Source organism: Pseudomonas sp. SA195 (genome assembly GCF_054131565.1).
Genome location: NZ_CP096392.1, coordinates 614,914 through 628,849, shown reverse-complemented (window position 1 = coordinate 628,849; position 13,936 = coordinate 614,914). Strand labels below are relative to the sequence as shown.

The window sequence follows — 13,936 nt, the reverse complement described above, 5'->3', positions numbered from 1 at the left end:
GTCTTCTCGCAGCGCCTCGTGAGCGCCGGGGGCCCGGACCGTCGACCTCGGTAAGGTTCTCGGTAAGCACGGCGGGGATCCTTGCCATGCCTGTTCTGCCGGGGGCTGAAGTTGGATAAAGCTTACGCGCCCCACATTGGCAGAGGATTGCGAACATTGCTCGAATACCACGTCGTTGCGCAATCTGCTCACGCAAGTGCATAGTTCTGCGCAACAACCTCACGCAAGCGAAGAGAAATGAGCAAACTTGACCGCTACGACCTGCGCATTCTGGCCGAATTGCAACGCGACGCGCGTATCTCCAACCAAGACTTGGCCGAGCGCATCGGCCTGTCGCCCTCCCCCTGCTCCCGACGCGTCAAGCAGCTCGAAGACGACGGCTACATCGCCCGCCAGGTCGCGCTGCTCGATCGCAAGAAGCTCGGCCTGACACTCACCGCCTACGTGCTGATTGGCATGGATCGTCATACCCCAGACCGTTTCGAGCACTTCGAGGGTGTAATCGGCAATTGCCCAGAAGTGCTCGAATGCAGCCTCGTGACGGGCATGGATGCCGACTATCAGCTCAAGGTCGTGGTGCCGGACATGGAGCATTATCAGGCGTTCCTACTCGGCACACTGACGCGTATCGATGGGGTATCGAGCGTGCGCTCCAGCTTCGTGCTGCGGCAGGTGGCATCGAGCACCGAGTTGCCGCTCGGGCACTTACGCAGCTGAGACGGGTTTCTCGCCGTAACCCTTACAGCTGATGTGGTTACTGCCTATAATTCCCGCCCTCACGCCGGCCCGCCTATGCTGCGGGCCCGCGCCGCTCAGCCCGTTTGCAAAGGAATGCGTATGAAAGAGACCGACCGCGTCATGCAAAGCTACGGTCGTTGCTGTGCCAGCGACGGCTTCTTCGACGACTTCTACGCAACCTTCCTCGCCAGCTCAGCCGCTGTACGTGCCAAGTTCGCGGACACAGACATGTCCGCGCAGAAACGCCTGTTGCGGGCCGGCATCATGAACCTGGTGCTGTTCGCCCGCGGCATGCCGGACACCAAGCTCAAGGCACTCGGCATGAGCCATTCCCGTGCGCAGCTCGACATCGGCCCCGAACTCTACGACCTGTGGCTGGCTGCGCTACTCCAGACCATAGACCAGCACGATACCAAGCTGACACAGCCGGACCGGCAGGCCTGGCGCAGCGTGCTCGGCAAGGGCATCGAGGTGATCCGCTCGCACTATTGAGGGGCCTGCGACAACCCGCCCCACCTGCCGCCCGCAGCGCGGGCCACAGAACGCTTCAGTTCCGGCGCCGTCCAATCTGGCGAGCACTTGCACGCCCGGCGCGCGCGTATACTGCGCCGCTCGCACCGGTTGGCCGGTGCCCTCCAAATCGACGTCAGCTGGAGACCTACGTGGAACCCGAAGTATTCGAAAAGTGGATGATGATTGCCCTGGTTGGCGGCCTGATGGCGTTTATGGCCTTCATCATTTGGGATCTGGCCAAGAAGTCGAGAGCTGGCCGGCTCGGCACCGCGATCCTCTTCTTGGGTCTGGGGCTGTGTCTGTTCGCCTTTCTCGCCAAGCCGATCATCGGCTACATCATCGAAGTCACCCAGGGCATCCCGCACTGACGCCCTGCTGGTCGGCTACAGTCTCGCCGGCGCGTCCCGCCACTCGCCCGGCTGAAGGCCATCCAGGCTCCAGGGGCCGATCCGCACGCGCACCAGCCGCAACGTTGGTAGCCCTACGGCTGCGGTCATGCGCCGGACCTGCCGGTTTCGGCCTTCACGAATGATCAGTTCCAGCCAGCAGGTCGGCACCGACTTGCGAAAACGCACCGGTGGGGTGCGCTCCCACAAGGCGGGTTCCTCAAGCTGACGCGCTTCGGCCGGCAACGTCGGCCCATCGTTGAGCATGACGCCATCACGCAGTTGTTGCAGTTGCGCCTCGCTGGCCTCGCCTTCTACTTGCACCCAGTAAGTTTTCGGCAGCTTGTGCTTGGGATCGGCGATACGCGCCTGCAACCGACCGTCGTTAGTGAGCAGCAACAGCCCCTCGCTATCACGATCCAGCCGCCCGGCCGGGTAAACGCCCGGCACCGGTACGAAATCTTTGAGCGTGGCGCGCCCGTCGGCGTCGGCGAATTGGGTAAGCACGTCGAACGGCTTGTTCAAGAGGAGAAGGCGCGGCTCGGCGGGCGGCGCCTTGGCGACGCGGCGGGGCTGAGGGCGAACGCCGGAGCGCGGCGGACGAGGGCGATCGGTGCGGGGCATGGCAGGGCCTAAACGAGCAGGCCGCCATGCTAGGGCCCGGTAGGGTGGCCGGCAAGCGGTAGGGCGAGGTAGCACCGCCTGTTCGGCCCAAGCCTGGGCACCACAACGGTGCAGGGCCTGCGCCATCATCAAGCCGAGCGCCCTTTTATCGAACGGCACCCTACCTCGCGCCCTCTCGCCGCGCATTCCAAAAAATCCCGCTAAGCGGCGGCGCAGAGGGCTCGCCATGAAATTGGCACGGATGCTGCGATGCAGGGTTCAGTCCTAAAGGACCCACCCAACAGTTGCGCACGGACAGCCAAGGAGCCGCCCACAATGAAACGCCGTCCTCTGATCAAGTCCACCCTCGCCGCCAGCGCCCTGATGCTCAGCGGCCTGTTCCCGTTCACCCTGCAGGCTGCCGAAACCATCAAGGTCGGCATCCTGCATTCGCTGTCCGGCACCATGGCCATCTCCGAGACCTCGCTCAAGGACATGGCGCTGATGACCATCGACGAGATCAACGCCAAGGGCGGCGTGCTCGGCAAGCAGCTCGAGCCGGTCGTGGTTGACCCGGCGTCGAACTGGCCGCTGTTTGCCGAAAAGGGCCGGCAGCTGCTGACACAGGACAAGGTCGCCGTGACCTTTGGATGCTGGACCAGCGTGTCGCGCAAGTCCGTACTGCCCGTCTACGAAGAACTCGACGGTCTGCTGTTCTACCCCGTGCAATACGAAGGCGAAGAGCTGTCGCCGAACGTGTTCTACACCGGCGCGGCGCCAAACCAGCAGGCCATCCCAGCGGTTGAATACCTGATGAGCGAAGACGGCGGCGGCGCCGAGCGCTTCTTCCTGCTCGGCACCGACTACGTCTACCCGCGCACCACCAACAAGATCCTGCGCGCCTTCCTGCTCAGCAAGGGCGTGCCGGAGTCCAGCATCGAAGAGGTCTACACCCCCTTCGGTCACAGCGATTACCAGACCATCGTCGCCAACATCAAGAAGTTCTCCGCCGGCGGCAAGACCGCTGTGGTGTCGACCATCAATGGCGACTCCAACGTGCCCTTCTACAAGGAACTGGCCAACCAGGGCCTGGAAGCCACCGACGTCCCGGTCGTGGCGTTCTCGGTTGGTGAAGAAGAACTGCGCGGCATCGACACCAAACCGCTGGTAGGCCATCTGGCTGCGTGGAACTACTTCCAGTCGGTGGACAATCCGGTCAACGAAGCCTTTGTTAGCAAATGGAAAACCTATGCCAAGGAAAAAGGCCTGCCGGGCGCCGACAAGGCCGTGACCAACGATCCGATGGAAGCCACCTACGTCGGCATCCACATGTGGGCGCAGGCCGTCGAGAAGGCAGGCACTACCGACGTCGCCAAGGTGCGTGAGGCGCTGGCCGGTCAGAGTTTCGAGGCACCGAGCGGTTACACCCTCACCATGGACGAGAAGAATCACCACCTGCACAAGCCGGTGATGATCGGCGAGGTCCAGGAGGACGGCCAGTTCTCCGTGGTCTGGGAAACCGAAAGCCCGGTCCGCGCTCAGCCGTGGAGCCCCTACATCCCCGGCAACGACAAGAAACCGGATTACGCGGTGAAGTCGAACTAACCGCTGCGGTCGTGCGGTGGATGAACGAAGCGCATCCACCCACCACCGCCCGGCTTTCGTCGGGTGGATCGGGACGCGGAGTCGAGGCGTTCTCATTCACCTGCCCCCGCCGCCAGCTCCGCCAAGAGAGCACACGGCGACCCCTGGGAATTGCATGAATGAACACTGCCCTGCATCGATTACTGCTGCTGCTCTTGCTTGCCCTGCCCTGGGCCGCGCACGCCGGAGACGCAGCCGATTACGCCAAGGCCAGCCCAGCCAAACAGGCCAAGCTGCTCGAACAATGGGCCGCCGCGCCAGATCCGGATCGACTGCCCCTGATCGAAGCACTTCGCGCAAACCGCGTGGTGATCGACCAGAACAAGACGCCTTTTATCGAGGAAAACGGCAGTTTCCGTGCCCTGGAGGGCACCGCCGACCCCGTTGGCACACCCAAGAAGCTGCGCCTGAACAATCGCCTGCGCGGCCTGCTTAACACCGCACTGGCGAGCCATCAGCTGTTCGCCGAAGACCCGGCACAACGCCTCGCTGCGGCCAAGCGCCTGCAGCGCAGCGGCCAACCGGAACAGCTCGAGCTGCTTCAGCAGCGCCTGGACGCCGAGGACGATGCCGCCGTCAGCGAAGCGCTGACCCTGGCGCTGGCCAACTTGCAGCTGACCGCGAACGATCCGGCAGTACGCCTCGCCGCGGTGCGCCTGCTCGGTGAAACCGGCGCGCCCATGGCTCGAGTAAGGCTGGAAAACCTGCTGGCCGACGAGGCGGAAACCGACGCCACCGTACGCAAGGCGGCGGAAACCAGCCTCGCCCAGGTCAAGCGCAAGCTGCTGATCGGCGAACTGCTCGGCCAGGCCTTCAGTGGCTTGTCGCTGGGTTCGATCCTGTTGCTGGCCGCCCTCGGTCTGGCGATCACCTTCGGCCTGCTCGGCGTGATCAACATGGCGCACGGCGAAATGCTGATGCTCGGCGCCTACACCACCTACATGGTGCAGGTGCTAATGGCGCGCCTCGCGCCCGACGCCCTCGCCCTGTATCCGCTCGTGGCGCTGCCGGTAGCCTTTGTCGTGACGGCGGCGATCGGCATGGCGCTGGAGCGCACGGTGATCCGCCACCTTTACGGCCGCCCGCTGGAAACCCTGCTGGCGACCTGGGGCATCAGCCTGATCCTGATACAGCTCGTGCGCGTCTTGTTCGGCGCGCAGAACGTCGAAGTCGCCAACCCCGGCTGGCTGTCCGGCGGCCTGCAGGTGTTGCCGAACCTGGTACTGCCCTACAACCGCATGATCATCATCGGCTTCGCGCTTTTCGTGGTGCTGCTGACCTGGCTCCTGCTGAACAAGACGCGCCTGGGTTTGAACGTCCGCGCGGTTACGCAGAACCGCAACATGGCAGCTTGCTGCGGCGTCGCAACCGGCCGTGTCGACATGATGGCCTTCGGCCTGGGTTCCGGCATCGCCGGCCTCGGCGGCGTCGCCCTGAGCCAGATCGGCAACGTCGGCCCGGACCTAGGCCAGAGCTACATCATCGACTCCTTCCTGGTTGTCGTGCTCGGCGGTGTCGGTCAGCTGGCTGGCAGCATCTTCGCCGCCTTCGGCCTCGGCATCGCCAACAAGATTCTCGAACCGCAGATCGGCGCCGTGCTGGGCAAGATCCTCATCCTTGCGCTGATCATCCTGTTCATCCAGAAGCGTCCGCAGGGGCTGTTTGCGCTGAAAGGGAGGGTGATCGATTGAAGACCTATTTCGCCTCCCGTGTAGGAACGATTAGAGACGCCCGGTGCTCGCTCGCGGTCAGGCTGCAATCCAGCGACCTCGCAGGGTCGCCAGCAAGCTGGCTCCTACGGGGCAGCCCACGAATCGGCATCCCTGTCATCAACCTGCGGCAGGAGCGTCACTCATGAACCAGCCACTCACCGTTACCGCCGCACAAAAAGCTGGCCCGACACTGACCGTCGTTGCCCTCGGTTTGGCACTCGCCATCCTGCTGGCCATGCCGCTGCTGCACCTGTTGCCGGCCGACAACGCCTTCCATGTCTCGGCCTACACCTTGACGCTGGTGGGCAAGATTCTCTGTTACGCCATCGTCGCCCTGGCGCTGGACCTGGTGTGGGGTTACGCCGGCCTGTTGTCCCTCGGCCACGGCCTGTTCTTCGCCCTCGGTGGCTACGCCATGGGCATGTACCTGATGCGCCAGAGCGCCGGTGACGGCCTGCCGGCATTCATGAGCTTCCTCGCCTGGAACGAGCTGCCCTGGTACTGGTATGGCACGTCCAGCTTCCTCTGGGCGATGTGCCTGGTCGTGCTGGTGCCGGGCCTGCTCGCTTTTGTGTTCGGGTTTTTCGCCTTCCGCTCACGGATCAAGGGGGTGTACTTCTCGATCATGACCCAGGCGCTGACCTTCGCCGGCATGCTGCTGTTCTTTCGCAACGAGACGGGTTTTGGGGGCAATAACGGCTTTACTGGTTTCAGTCGCATCCTTGGGTTCGACATAACCGCCCCTGCCACCCGCGCAGCGCTCTTTCTCGCCACGGTGGCGCTGCTTGCCGGCAGTTTGTTACTGGGTTGGACGCTTGCGTGGAGCAAGTTCGGCCGGGTACTGACTGCGGTCCGCGATGCCGAAAACCGGCTGATGTTCTGCGGCTACGATCCGCGCGGCTACAAGCTGTTCATCTGGACGCTATCCGCGGTGCTTTGCGGGCTGGCCGGTGCGCTCTACGTGCCGCAGGTGGGGATCATCAATCCCAGCGAAATGGCACCGACCCAATCCATCGAAGCCGCCGTCTGGGTCGCCCTCGGCGGCCGAGGCACGCTTATCGGCCCGCTGCTCGGCGCCGGTATCGTCAATGGCATGAAGAGCTGGTTCACCGTGGCGTTCCCCGAGTACTGGCTGTTCGCGCTCGGTGCGCTGTTCATCATCGTCACGCTGTACCTGCCAAAAGGCGTCATCGGACTACTGCGCCGGAGGGGCGAAGGATGAAGACCGCACCCGTACCCGAACTGATCGAAACGGCCGATGCACTAGGAAGTGGCCGAGATGCCATTGGCCTTGGCCGTATGAAAACCCAAGGCCTGGATGCTCGCCACGGCACGATCCTCAGTCTTGAAGATATCTGCGTCAGCTTCGATGGCTTCAAGGCACTGACCAACCTCAGCCTGTACATCGGCATGGGGGAGCTGCGCTGCATCATCGGCCCCAACGGCGCCGGCAAGACCACCATGATGGACGTCATCACCGGCAAGACCCGACCAGACAGCGGCAGCGCCTATTTCGGCGATACCCTCGACCTCACTCGCATGAGCGAGGTCGAGATCGCCCAGGCAGGCATCGGTCGCAAGTTTCAGAAACCCACGGTATTCGAAGCGCTGTCCGTATTCGAGAACCTGGAACTGGCGCAGAAGACCGACAAATCGGTGTGGGCCAGCCTCAAGGCCAAACTCAACGGCGAACAGAAAGACCGTATCGACGACGTGCTGGAGACCATCCGCCTCGGCCAGTCGCGTCATCGTCCGGCCGGGCTGCTGTCCCACGGGCAGAAGCAGTTCCTCGAGATCGGCATGCTGCTGATGCAGTCGCCGCAGCTCTTGCTGCTCGACGAGCCGGTGGCCGGCATGACGGATGCCGAAACCGAATTCACCGCTGAGCTGTTCAGGTCGCTTGCACGCAAACATTCGCTGATGGTCGTCGAGCACGACATGGGCTTCGTCGACACCATTGCCGACCACGTCACCGTGCTGCATCAAGGCCAGGTGCTGGCCGAGGGTTCGCTGCAGCAGGTGCAAGCGGATGAGCGGGTGATTGAGGTGTATCTGGGGCGGTAAGCCGTTCACAGGGAGATGACTGGCGCCATTCACCGAGGGCATCACGGTGGATGGGTAAAGCGTCATCCACCCTACGCCCGCCAAACGCCCATGCCCGCATCAACGCAAACCTAATCGTAGGGTGGATAACGCCAGAGGCTTATCCACCAAGTGAAGGAGTCGCACATGCTGCAAGTCCAGCAACTGCACCAGTACTACGGCGGTAGCCACATCCTGCGCGGCCTCTCGTTCGAAGTGCCGATCGGCGAAATCACCTGCCTGCTCGGACGCAACGGGGTGGGAAAAACCACCCTGCTCAAGTGCCTGATGGGCCTGATTCCGGCCAAGGAAGGCCAGGTCGAATGGGAAGGCAAACCCATCACGGGCTTCAAGCCGCACCAAAGGGTGCAGGCCGGTATCGCCTACGTTCCGCAAGGGCGGGAAATATTTGGCCGACTGACCGTCGAAGAAAACCTGCTGATGGGCCTGTCCCGCTTTAGCGCCAAGGAAGCCAAGGAAGTGCCGGCGTTCATCTACGAGCTGTTTCCGGTACTCAAGGAAATGAAGCATCGCCGTGGCGGCGACCTTTCCGGCGGCCAGCAACAGCAGCTTGCTATCGGCCGAGCCTTGGCCAGTCGCCCGCGCCTACTGATCCTCGACGAGCCTACCGAGGGCATTCAGCCATCGGTGATTAAGGAGATTGGCGTCGTCATCCAGAAGCTCGCCGCCCGCGGTGACATGGCGATTCTCCTGGTCGAGCAGTTCTATGACTTCGCGGCCGAACTGGCCGACCAGTACTTGGTGATGAGCCGCGGCGAGATTATTCAGCAAGGCCGTGGCGCGGACATGGAAGCCGAGGGGGTGCAACGGTTAGTGGCGATCTGAGCCACGCAGCGCGGGGCGGTGACAAGCGTCGTTGAGGGCGACCTGAGCACTTCTTGCGGTCAACTGTATGCTGCCGCGATCGCCGCAGCGCAGTAAGCTTCGGCAGACCGGCCTTAGCGGCCCGCTTATCCGTACAGATATGAGGTCCTTGCATGAACAACGTGGTTTTCATCACGGGTGCGACATCCGGCTTCGGCCGCGCCACCGCCCGCCGTTTCGCCGAAGCTGGCTGGGCCTTGGTACTCACCGGGCGCCGCGTGGATCGCCTGGAGGCGCTGAAGGAAGAATTGTCGAGTAAGGTCCCGGTGCACATCGCCGCGCTGGATGTGCGCGATGCCGAGGCAGTGAAGCAGGTGGTCGCCGAACTGCCCGAAGGCTTTAGGGAGGTGAAAACGCTGGTCAACAACGCAGGCCTGGCCCTGGCGCCGGAGCCCGCGCAAAAGGTCGCGCTGGAAGACTGGCACACTATGATCGACACCAACGTGACAGGGCTGGTCAACGTCACCCACGCGTTGCTGCCGCGCCTGATCGAAACCGGCAAAGGCGCGAGCATCGTCAGCATCGGCTCGGTCGCCGGCCACTGGCCCTACCCGGGCGGCCACGTCTATGGCGCGACCAAAGCCTTCGTCGAGCAGTTCAGCTACAACCTGCGCTGCGACCTGCTGGGCACCGGTGTTCGGGTGACCGACATTGCCCCGGGCATGGCCGAGACCGAATTCACCCTGGTCCGCACCAAGGGCAACCAGGACGCGTCGGACAAGCTCTACCGCGGCACCACCCCGTTGACTGCCGAAGATATTGCCGAGCAGATCTTCTACGTCGCGACCTTGCCCGATCACATCAACATCAACCGCCTCGAAGTGATGCCGACCCGCCAAGCCTGGTCGCCTTTCAATATCGACCGCGACGCCTGAGCCGGCACAAGGCGGACGCACCAGCGCCCGCCCTCGATGTCACGCGCCGCGGCTCATGCCGGCCAGGCGGTGGGAGATTGCCTGCATGCCTTGGCCGAGTTCGCGCAGGCTGGCCGCATCCCGCGCGCCCTCCTCGCTCGCGGCATGGATGCGAACGGCCAGTTCGTTGATTTCCTGTGTCACATGGCTCTGCTCCTGCGCCGCCACGGCGATCTGCTGGGCGCGCTGGGCGATGTCATCGAAGCTGGCGACGGTGTCGCCCAGGGTGCCGGCGACGCCAGCGGCTTGTTCGACGGCGTCAGTAGTGCGGTTGGCGCCGGTCTGCATGGTCGCCACGGCCTGGCCGGACGCCTGCCGCAGTTGCACGATCATCTGCTGAATTTCGTTCGCCGAGCCCTGGGTGCGTGCCGCGAGGGTGCGGACCTCGTCGGCGACCACGGCGAAGCCCCGGCCCTGCTCCCCGGCGCGCGCCGCCTCGATGGCCGCATTCAGTGCAAGCAGGTTGGTCTGTTCGGAGATCGACTTGATCACCTCGAGCACGCTGCCGACTTGTTCGATGTCCACGCCCAACTGGGTGATCGCCGTCGCCGCGCCGGTGATGTCATCGGCAAGACCGGCGATCGCCTGGCTGTTGCGCTGGACCTGTTCGCGCCCCCGCTCAGCGGCATCCAGCGAATGGCGCGCGGTATCGGAGCAGTCCGTGGTATTGCGCGCCACTTCCGCCGCGCTGGCGGACATTTCGGTGATGGCGGTGGCCAGCTGGGTATTGTCCAGACGCTGCGCCTCGGCACGTTCGGCCAGGCCAACGGACAGTTGCGCCAGCTCCGCAGCCTGCCGCTCGAGATGGTTGGATTCCTCGGCGATGCGCCGCAGCATCTGCCGCAACGAGCCGGCGTAGCGGTTCACGGCGCCACGCAGCGCGCCGAGCTCATCGGCACGGTGGATCTCCAGTTCGTTAGCCGCACTGCCCTGCTCGCCGAGGCGTTCGATCTGCAGTGTGGTTTCGTCCAGTTGCGCCAGCAGACGCTTGCCAGCGAACCAGGCCAGGCCGAGCAGCAGGCCGAGCAGCGGCAGGAGGAGCAACAACATTTCCAGGGTGAGCTCGTCGGCAAGGCCAGTGACCTGGCTTTCAGGCGTGACCAGGCCGACCCACCAGCCCGTGCCTTGGATCGGCTCGAGCGTGACGTAACCGGCGCCACCCAAACGCTCGTCGTTTGGCAGGAACAGCGCGCCGTGCGCGGCGTTGCGGTTGCCCAGTGCCTCGACGACCGGCACCAGGGAGGGCTGCTGCTTGGCCAGGTCGGCCAGGCTCGGCAGTCGCTTGGCTGCGCCGGCCTGTGGGAAAAACAGCAGGTTGCCAGCCCGATCCACTGCAAAGGCGTAGCCGCCGGTGACATTGCCGTTGGCCTGGAGAAACTGGGCCAGCCCGTCGAGTTTGAGGTCGATGGTGGCGACCCCCGCGAATATACCGTCACGCTGGTAGGGCACGCTGCAGGTGGTCATTACCACGCCGCTGACCGAGTCCTCGTAACCGTCGGACCACAGGCAGCGCCCGGCCGGTGCCGAGCGCGCACCGCTGTACCAGGACTCGCCGTGGTAGGGCGCGGTCTGCGCCGCATTGTAGTCGTCGGAATAGTCGAGCCCGCCGGTGGCATTGCGCGCCCAGAAGAAGCTGCGCCGCTCCACGCCCGCAGTGAAGGCGCCTGGCTCCGGCCACAAACCGCCACCGGCGATGGCGGCATCGCCCTGGCCGTCGACAACCCGGGGCAGGGTCACCCGGGCCAGGGCTTCATCGTTGGGCATCACCTCGGCCAGATGTGCGATGGCCGCGGTGGTTCCTTCGATACGCGACAACTGCAAGGCCAGCTGACGCGCCAGCGCCGCGGTCGATTGCTGCGCGGCGGCGCTACCGGCGGCGAGCAGGCGCGGCTTGCCGCCGAGCGCCATGACCGTATAGATCGCCAGTGCCGTCAGCATCAGCAGGACAAGGACGCCCAGCGTCATACGGGAGGCGATCCGGGTAGGAATGATCGACATACTGCAACTCCACGAAAAGTTGGCCGGTTAACGGCACCAAGCGCAGCGACTTGAATCGATTCGTCGGCTTGCCTGGAGCATCCGACAGAAGGCACTTGCGCCCCACAAACGAGCACACTTACGCGAAATGCGCGCTAGTGGTGCAGTTATGCCGATTCCCCTCGACGCCCATTGACGGCGGTCAGGCTGCTCCGCGCCATTTGTGCACCGCCACGGCGCACAGGCACGACTATTGCTGACCGCATTAGACCGAACGCCAGACACGCGACCGCGTATGACTTCACTGACCCCGATCTTCACCCCGCACTGGCTGGCCGAGCTCGACCTCGGCTACGCACGGCTCGGCCAGGCGACGCGCCCGGTCCGCCGTCGTCACAACGGCCCATTGCGGGTGCAGAAGCACCTCTACCCCGAGGGCCCCGAGGTCTGTCAGCACATTGTCGTGCACCCTCCTGGCGGCATCGCCGGGGGCGATCGCCTGGCGATTCATGCGGAAGTTGGCCACGGTGCCTGGGCGCAGCTCACCAGCCCCGGCGCCGCCAAGTGGTATCGCGCTGCCAGCCCGGCCCATCAGACCCTCGACCTGCGTGTGCAGGCCGGCGCGACGCTGGAGTGGCTGCCGCAGGAGACCATCGTCTACGCCGGCGCGCAGCCGGAACTGCGCACCCGCATCGATCTGGAAGGCGACGCGCGATTGTTCTATTGGGACATCGTCGCCCTTGGCCGCCCCGCCTGTGCGGAGCGGTTCGACTGTGGCCGGCTGCGCGCCGCGCTGGACATTCGCCGCGACGACCAGCTGCTCTGGCATGAACGCCAGGCGATCGAAGGCGGCGACCGCCTGCTCGATTCGCCCATCGGCCTCGCCGGCCAACCGGTTTTCGGCACCCTGATCGTCACTGGCACGCTCGACACCGATGTGCTCGACGTCTGCCGCGACCTGAAGACACCTGTGCGCGGCGACCTGACCCAGTTGCCCGGCCTGGTCGTTGCACGCTGCCTGGCCGGCGAAACGCTGGAAGCACGCGCCTGGATGATCGCGCTCTGGCAGCGACTGCGCCCGGCGCTGCTCGGCCGCGAAGCGCTGGCGCCGCGGATATGGAGCACCTGACAGCCTCACCGGCGAGCCGGCCTTGCCGTTACCCTCGCCCGTGCCAATGAACACTACGTGGAATCGCTATGGACCTGTCACCCAGAGAAAAAGACAAGCTGCTGATCTTCACCGCCGGCCTGGTGGCCGAGCGCCGGCTGGCCCGCGGTGTGAAGCTCAACTACCCGGAGGCCATGGCCTACATCTCCGCCGCGCTGCTCGAAGGCGCGCGCGACGGCCAGACGGTCGCCGAGCTGATGCACTACGGCACCACCCTGCTCAGCCGCGAACAGGTGATGGAGGGCGTGCCGGAGATGATCCCGGAGATCCAGGTCGAGGCGACCTTCCCGGACGGCACCAAGCTGGTCACGGTGCATCAACCAATCGCCTGAAATATCGGTCAATGTCTACTGCCCACGACCTTGAACCGTTCTTGAAGGAAACCAACGTGCAGATACGCGACGCCCTGGACACCGACCTCGAAGGCATCCTGCAGATCTACAACGACGCGGTAGAGAACAGCACGGCGATCTGGAACGACCGCACCGTCGACCTCGCCAACCGCCAGGCCTGGCTGGCCGAGCGTCACGCGCAGGGCTACCCGGTGCTGGTGGCTATCGACGAAGCGGGACAGGTGGCCGGCTATGCCTCCTTCGGCCCCTGGCGCCCTCACGACGGCTATCGCCATACCGTGGAGAACTCGGTCTACGTCAGCCCCGACCATCGCGGCAGCGGTATCGGCCGTAGCCTGATGCAGGCACTGATCGAGCGCGCCCGCATGCTCGACAAGCACGTGATGGTCGCCTTCATCGAAAGCGAGAACCGCGCCTCGGTGCACATGCACCAGCAACTGGGCTTCATCCATGTCGGCCAGATGCGCCAGGTCGGCTGCAAGTTCGGCCGCTGGCTGGACCTGACCATGATGCAACTGACCCTGAACAGGACATCGAAACCATGATTCCCGGCGAATACCAGATCCAGGACGGCGACATCGAGCTCAACGCCGGCCGCCGCACCCTGACCCTCTCCGTGGCCAACAGCGGCGACCGACCGATCCAGGTCGGTTCGCACTACCACTTTTTCGAAACTAACGACGCCCTCACCTTCGACCGCGCCGCCACGCGCGGCATGCGCCTGAACATCCCGGCCGGCACCGCGGTGCGCTTCGAACCGGGACAGAGCCGCGAGGTGGAACTGGTCGAGCTGGCCGGCGAGCGCCGAGTATTCGGCTTCGCCGGGCGGGTGATGGGCGCGCTGTGAGCGAGTCGGTCCAGGGGTTCGACGAGCGGGCGAATAAATTCGCCCCTACAGGTTCGGTGCCGAACATCCCGCAGCGTCGACGCAATACGTAGGGGCGAATTCATTCGCCCATGA

The 13,936-nt window shown here is 64.5% G+C and carries 15 protein-coding genes and 1 pseudogene; 13 read left to right on the top strand and 3 right to left on the bottom strand.

Translation table 11 applies throughout. The features are described 5' to 3' along the window. Window positions 1-237: 237 nt before the first annotated feature. From M1D78_RS02830 to M1D78_RS02820, 3 genes are all read left to right on the top strand, one after another. Window positions 238-717 carry an Lrp/AsnC family transcriptional regulator gene (locus tag M1D78_RS02830; protein WP_437422084.1) on the top strand — a complete coding sequence of 160 codons (480 nt, stop codon included), beginning with the start codon at window positions 238-240 and terminating at the stop codon, window positions 715-717. A gap of 120 nt (window positions 718-837) precedes the next feature. Then, the gene (locus M1D78_RS02825) at window positions 838-1,230 is read left to right on the top strand and encodes a globin (RefSeq protein ID WP_437422085.1); all 393 of its coding nucleotides are present in this window, start codon (window positions 838-840) and stop codon (window positions 1,228-1,230) included. Between the two features lie 170 nt (window positions 1,231-1,400). Then, window positions 1,401-1,619: a DUF2788 domain-containing protein gene (locus M1D78_RS02820; protein WP_437422086.1), complete on the top strand. Its 219-nt coding sequence runs from the start codon at window positions 1,401-1,403 to the stop codon at window positions 1,617-1,619. A gap of 15 nt (window positions 1,620-1,634) precedes the next feature. On the opposite strand, the gene M1D78_RS02815 is transcribed toward M1D78_RS02820, so the two are convergent. Further along, window positions 1,635-2,261, bottom strand: a complete 627-nt coding sequence (locus M1D78_RS02815; protein ID WP_437422087.1) for a pseudouridine synthase — start codon at window positions 2,259-2,261, stop codon at window positions 1,635-1,637. Between the two features lie 315 nt (window positions 2,262-2,576). On the opposite strand from M1D78_RS02815, the gene urtA reads away from it, so the two are divergent. The 6 genes from urtA to M1D78_RS02785 all read left to right on the top strand — a co-directional run bounded on the left by urtA (window position 2,577) and on the right by M1D78_RS02785 (window position 9,438). Continuing rightward, on the top strand, window positions 2,577-3,845 hold the full coding sequence (urtA, locus tag M1D78_RS02810; RefSeq protein WP_437422088.1) for an urea ABC transporter substrate-binding protein: 1,269 nt from the start codon (window positions 2,577-2,579) through the stop codon (window positions 3,843-3,845). A 158-nt stretch (window positions 3,846-4,003) separates the two neighbouring features. Further along, window positions 4,004-5,575: an urea ABC transporter permease subunit UrtB gene (gene urtB, locus M1D78_RS02805; protein ID WP_437422089.1), complete on the top strand. Its 1,572-nt coding sequence runs from the start codon at window positions 4,004-4,006 to the stop codon at window positions 5,573-5,575. A 163-nt stretch (window positions 5,576-5,738) separates the two neighbouring features. After that, entirely contained in the window at window positions 5,739-6,818 is a 1,080-nt protein-coding gene (urtC, locus tag M1D78_RS02800; protein WP_437422090.1) for an urea ABC transporter permease subunit UrtC, read from the top strand. Then, window positions 6,815-7,660 (top strand): urea ABC transporter ATP-binding protein UrtD, encoded by an 846-nt coding sequence (gene urtD, locus M1D78_RS02795; protein ID WP_437422091.1) that lies wholly within the window; start codon window positions 6,815-6,817, stop codon window positions 7,658-7,660. The genes urtC and urtD overlap by 4 nt, the downstream gene beginning before the upstream one ends. Before the next feature lie 165 nt (window positions 7,661-7,825). After that, window positions 7,826-8,524, top strand: coding sequence for an urea ABC transporter ATP-binding subunit UrtE (urtE, locus tag M1D78_RS02790; RefSeq protein ID WP_437422092.1), 699 nt, complete (start codon window positions 7,826-7,828; stop codon window positions 8,522-8,524). A gap of 152 nt (window positions 8,525-8,676) precedes the next feature. Continuing rightward, on the top strand, window positions 8,677-9,438 hold the full coding sequence (locus M1D78_RS02785) for an SDR family oxidoreductase (RefSeq protein ID WP_437422093.1): 762 nt from the start codon (window positions 8,677-8,679) through the stop codon (window positions 9,436-9,438). A gap of 39 nt (window positions 9,439-9,477) precedes the next feature. Here M1D78_RS02785 and M1D78_RS02780 read toward each other — a convergent pair whose 3' ends face one another. Both M1D78_RS02780 and M1D78_RS02775 read right to left on the bottom strand, forming a co-directional pair. Continuing rightward, window positions 9,478-10,176: a methyl-accepting chemotaxis protein gene (locus tag M1D78_RS02780; protein ID WP_457933571.1), complete on the bottom strand. Its 699-nt coding sequence runs from the start codon at window positions 10,174-10,176 to the stop codon at window positions 9,478-9,480. Window positions 10,177-10,647: 471 nt separating this feature from the next. After that, window positions 10,648-11,241, bottom strand: a pseudogene (locus M1D78_RS02775) (cache domain-containing protein); the annotation flags it as partial. Window positions 11,242-11,749: 508 nt separating this feature from the next. Between M1D78_RS02775 and M1D78_RS02770 the strand changes: the two are divergent. The 4 genes from M1D78_RS02770 (at window position 11,750) to M1D78_RS02755 (ending at window position 13,822) form a co-directional block, all read left to right on the top strand. Beyond that, window positions 11,750-12,583 carry an urease accessory protein UreD gene (locus M1D78_RS02770; RefSeq protein WP_437422095.1) on the top strand — a complete coding sequence of 278 codons (834 nt, stop codon included), beginning with the start codon at window positions 11,750-11,752 and terminating at the stop codon, window positions 12,581-12,583. Window positions 12,584-12,651: 68 nt separating this feature from the next. Further along, a complete protein-coding gene (ureA, locus tag M1D78_RS02765; RefSeq protein WP_003283033.1) occupies window positions 12,652-12,954 on the top strand; it encodes an urease subunit gamma in 303 nt (100 codons plus the stop codon). A gap of 11 nt (window positions 12,955-12,965) precedes the next feature. Further along, on the top strand, window positions 12,966-13,520 hold the full coding sequence (locus M1D78_RS02760; protein ID WP_423706022.1) for a GNAT family N-acetyltransferase: 555 nt from the start codon (window positions 12,966-12,968) through the stop codon (window positions 13,518-13,520). After that, window positions 13,517-13,822, top strand: a complete 306-nt coding sequence (locus tag M1D78_RS02755) for an urease subunit beta (protein WP_243604003.1) — start codon at window positions 13,517-13,519, stop codon at window positions 13,820-13,822. Before M1D78_RS02760 ends, M1D78_RS02755 begins: the two co-directional genes overlap by 4 nt. Window positions 13,823-13,936 lie beyond the last annotated feature (114 nt).

Excerpts from the sequence above, each read along its gene's own strand:
- urtD (WP_437422091.1), top strand. The coding sequence starts at position 6,815 with ATGAAGACCGCACCCGTACCCGAACTGATCGAAACGGCCGATGCACTA.
- M1D78_RS02755 (WP_243604003.1), top strand. The coding sequence starts at position 13,517 with ATGATTCCCGGCGAATACCAGATCCAGGACGGCGACATCGAGCTCAAC.
- M1D78_RS02770 (WP_437422095.1), top strand. The coding sequence starts at position 11,750 with ATGACTTCACTGACCCCGATCTTCACCCCGCACTGGCTGGCCGAGCTC.
- urtC (WP_437422090.1), top strand. The coding sequence starts at position 5,739 with ATGAACCAGCCACTCACCGTTACCGCCGCACAAAAAGCTGGCCCGACA.
- urtB (WP_437422089.1), top strand. The coding sequence starts at position 4,004 with ATGAACACTGCCCTGCATCGATTACTGCTGCTGCTCTTGCTTGCCCTG.
- M1D78_RS02785 (WP_437422093.1), top strand. The coding sequence starts at position 8,677 with ATGAACAACGTGGTTTTCATCACGGGTGCGACATCCGGCTTCGGCCGC.
- ureA (WP_003283033.1), top strand. The coding sequence starts at position 12,652 with ATGGACCTGTCACCCAGAGAAAAAGACAAGCTGCTGATCTTCACCGCC.
- M1D78_RS02825 (WP_437422085.1), top strand. The coding sequence starts at position 838 with ATGAAAGAGACCGACCGCGTCATGCAAAGCTACGGTCGTTGCTGTGCC.
- M1D78_RS02780 (WP_457933571.1), bottom strand. The coding sequence starts at position 10,176 with ATGTCCGCCAGCGCGGCGGAAGTGGCGCGCAATACCACGGACTGCTCC.
- urtA (WP_437422088.1), top strand. The coding sequence starts at position 2,577 with ATGAAACGCCGTCCTCTGATCAAGTCCACCCTCGCCGCCAGCGCCCTG.
- M1D78_RS02830 (WP_437422084.1), top strand. The coding sequence starts at position 238 with ATGAGCAAACTTGACCGCTACGACCTGCGCATTCTGGCCGAATTGCAA.
- M1D78_RS02760 (WP_423706022.1), top strand. The coding sequence starts at position 12,966 with ATGTCTACTGCCCACGACCTTGAACCGTTCTTGAAGGAAACCAACGTG.
- M1D78_RS02815 (WP_437422087.1), bottom strand. The coding sequence starts at position 2,261 with ATGCCCCGCACCGATCGCCCTCGTCCGCCGCGCTCCGGCGTTCGCCCT.
- urtE (WP_437422092.1), top strand. The coding sequence starts at position 7,826 with ATGCTGCAAGTCCAGCAACTGCACCAGTACTACGGCGGTAGCCACATC.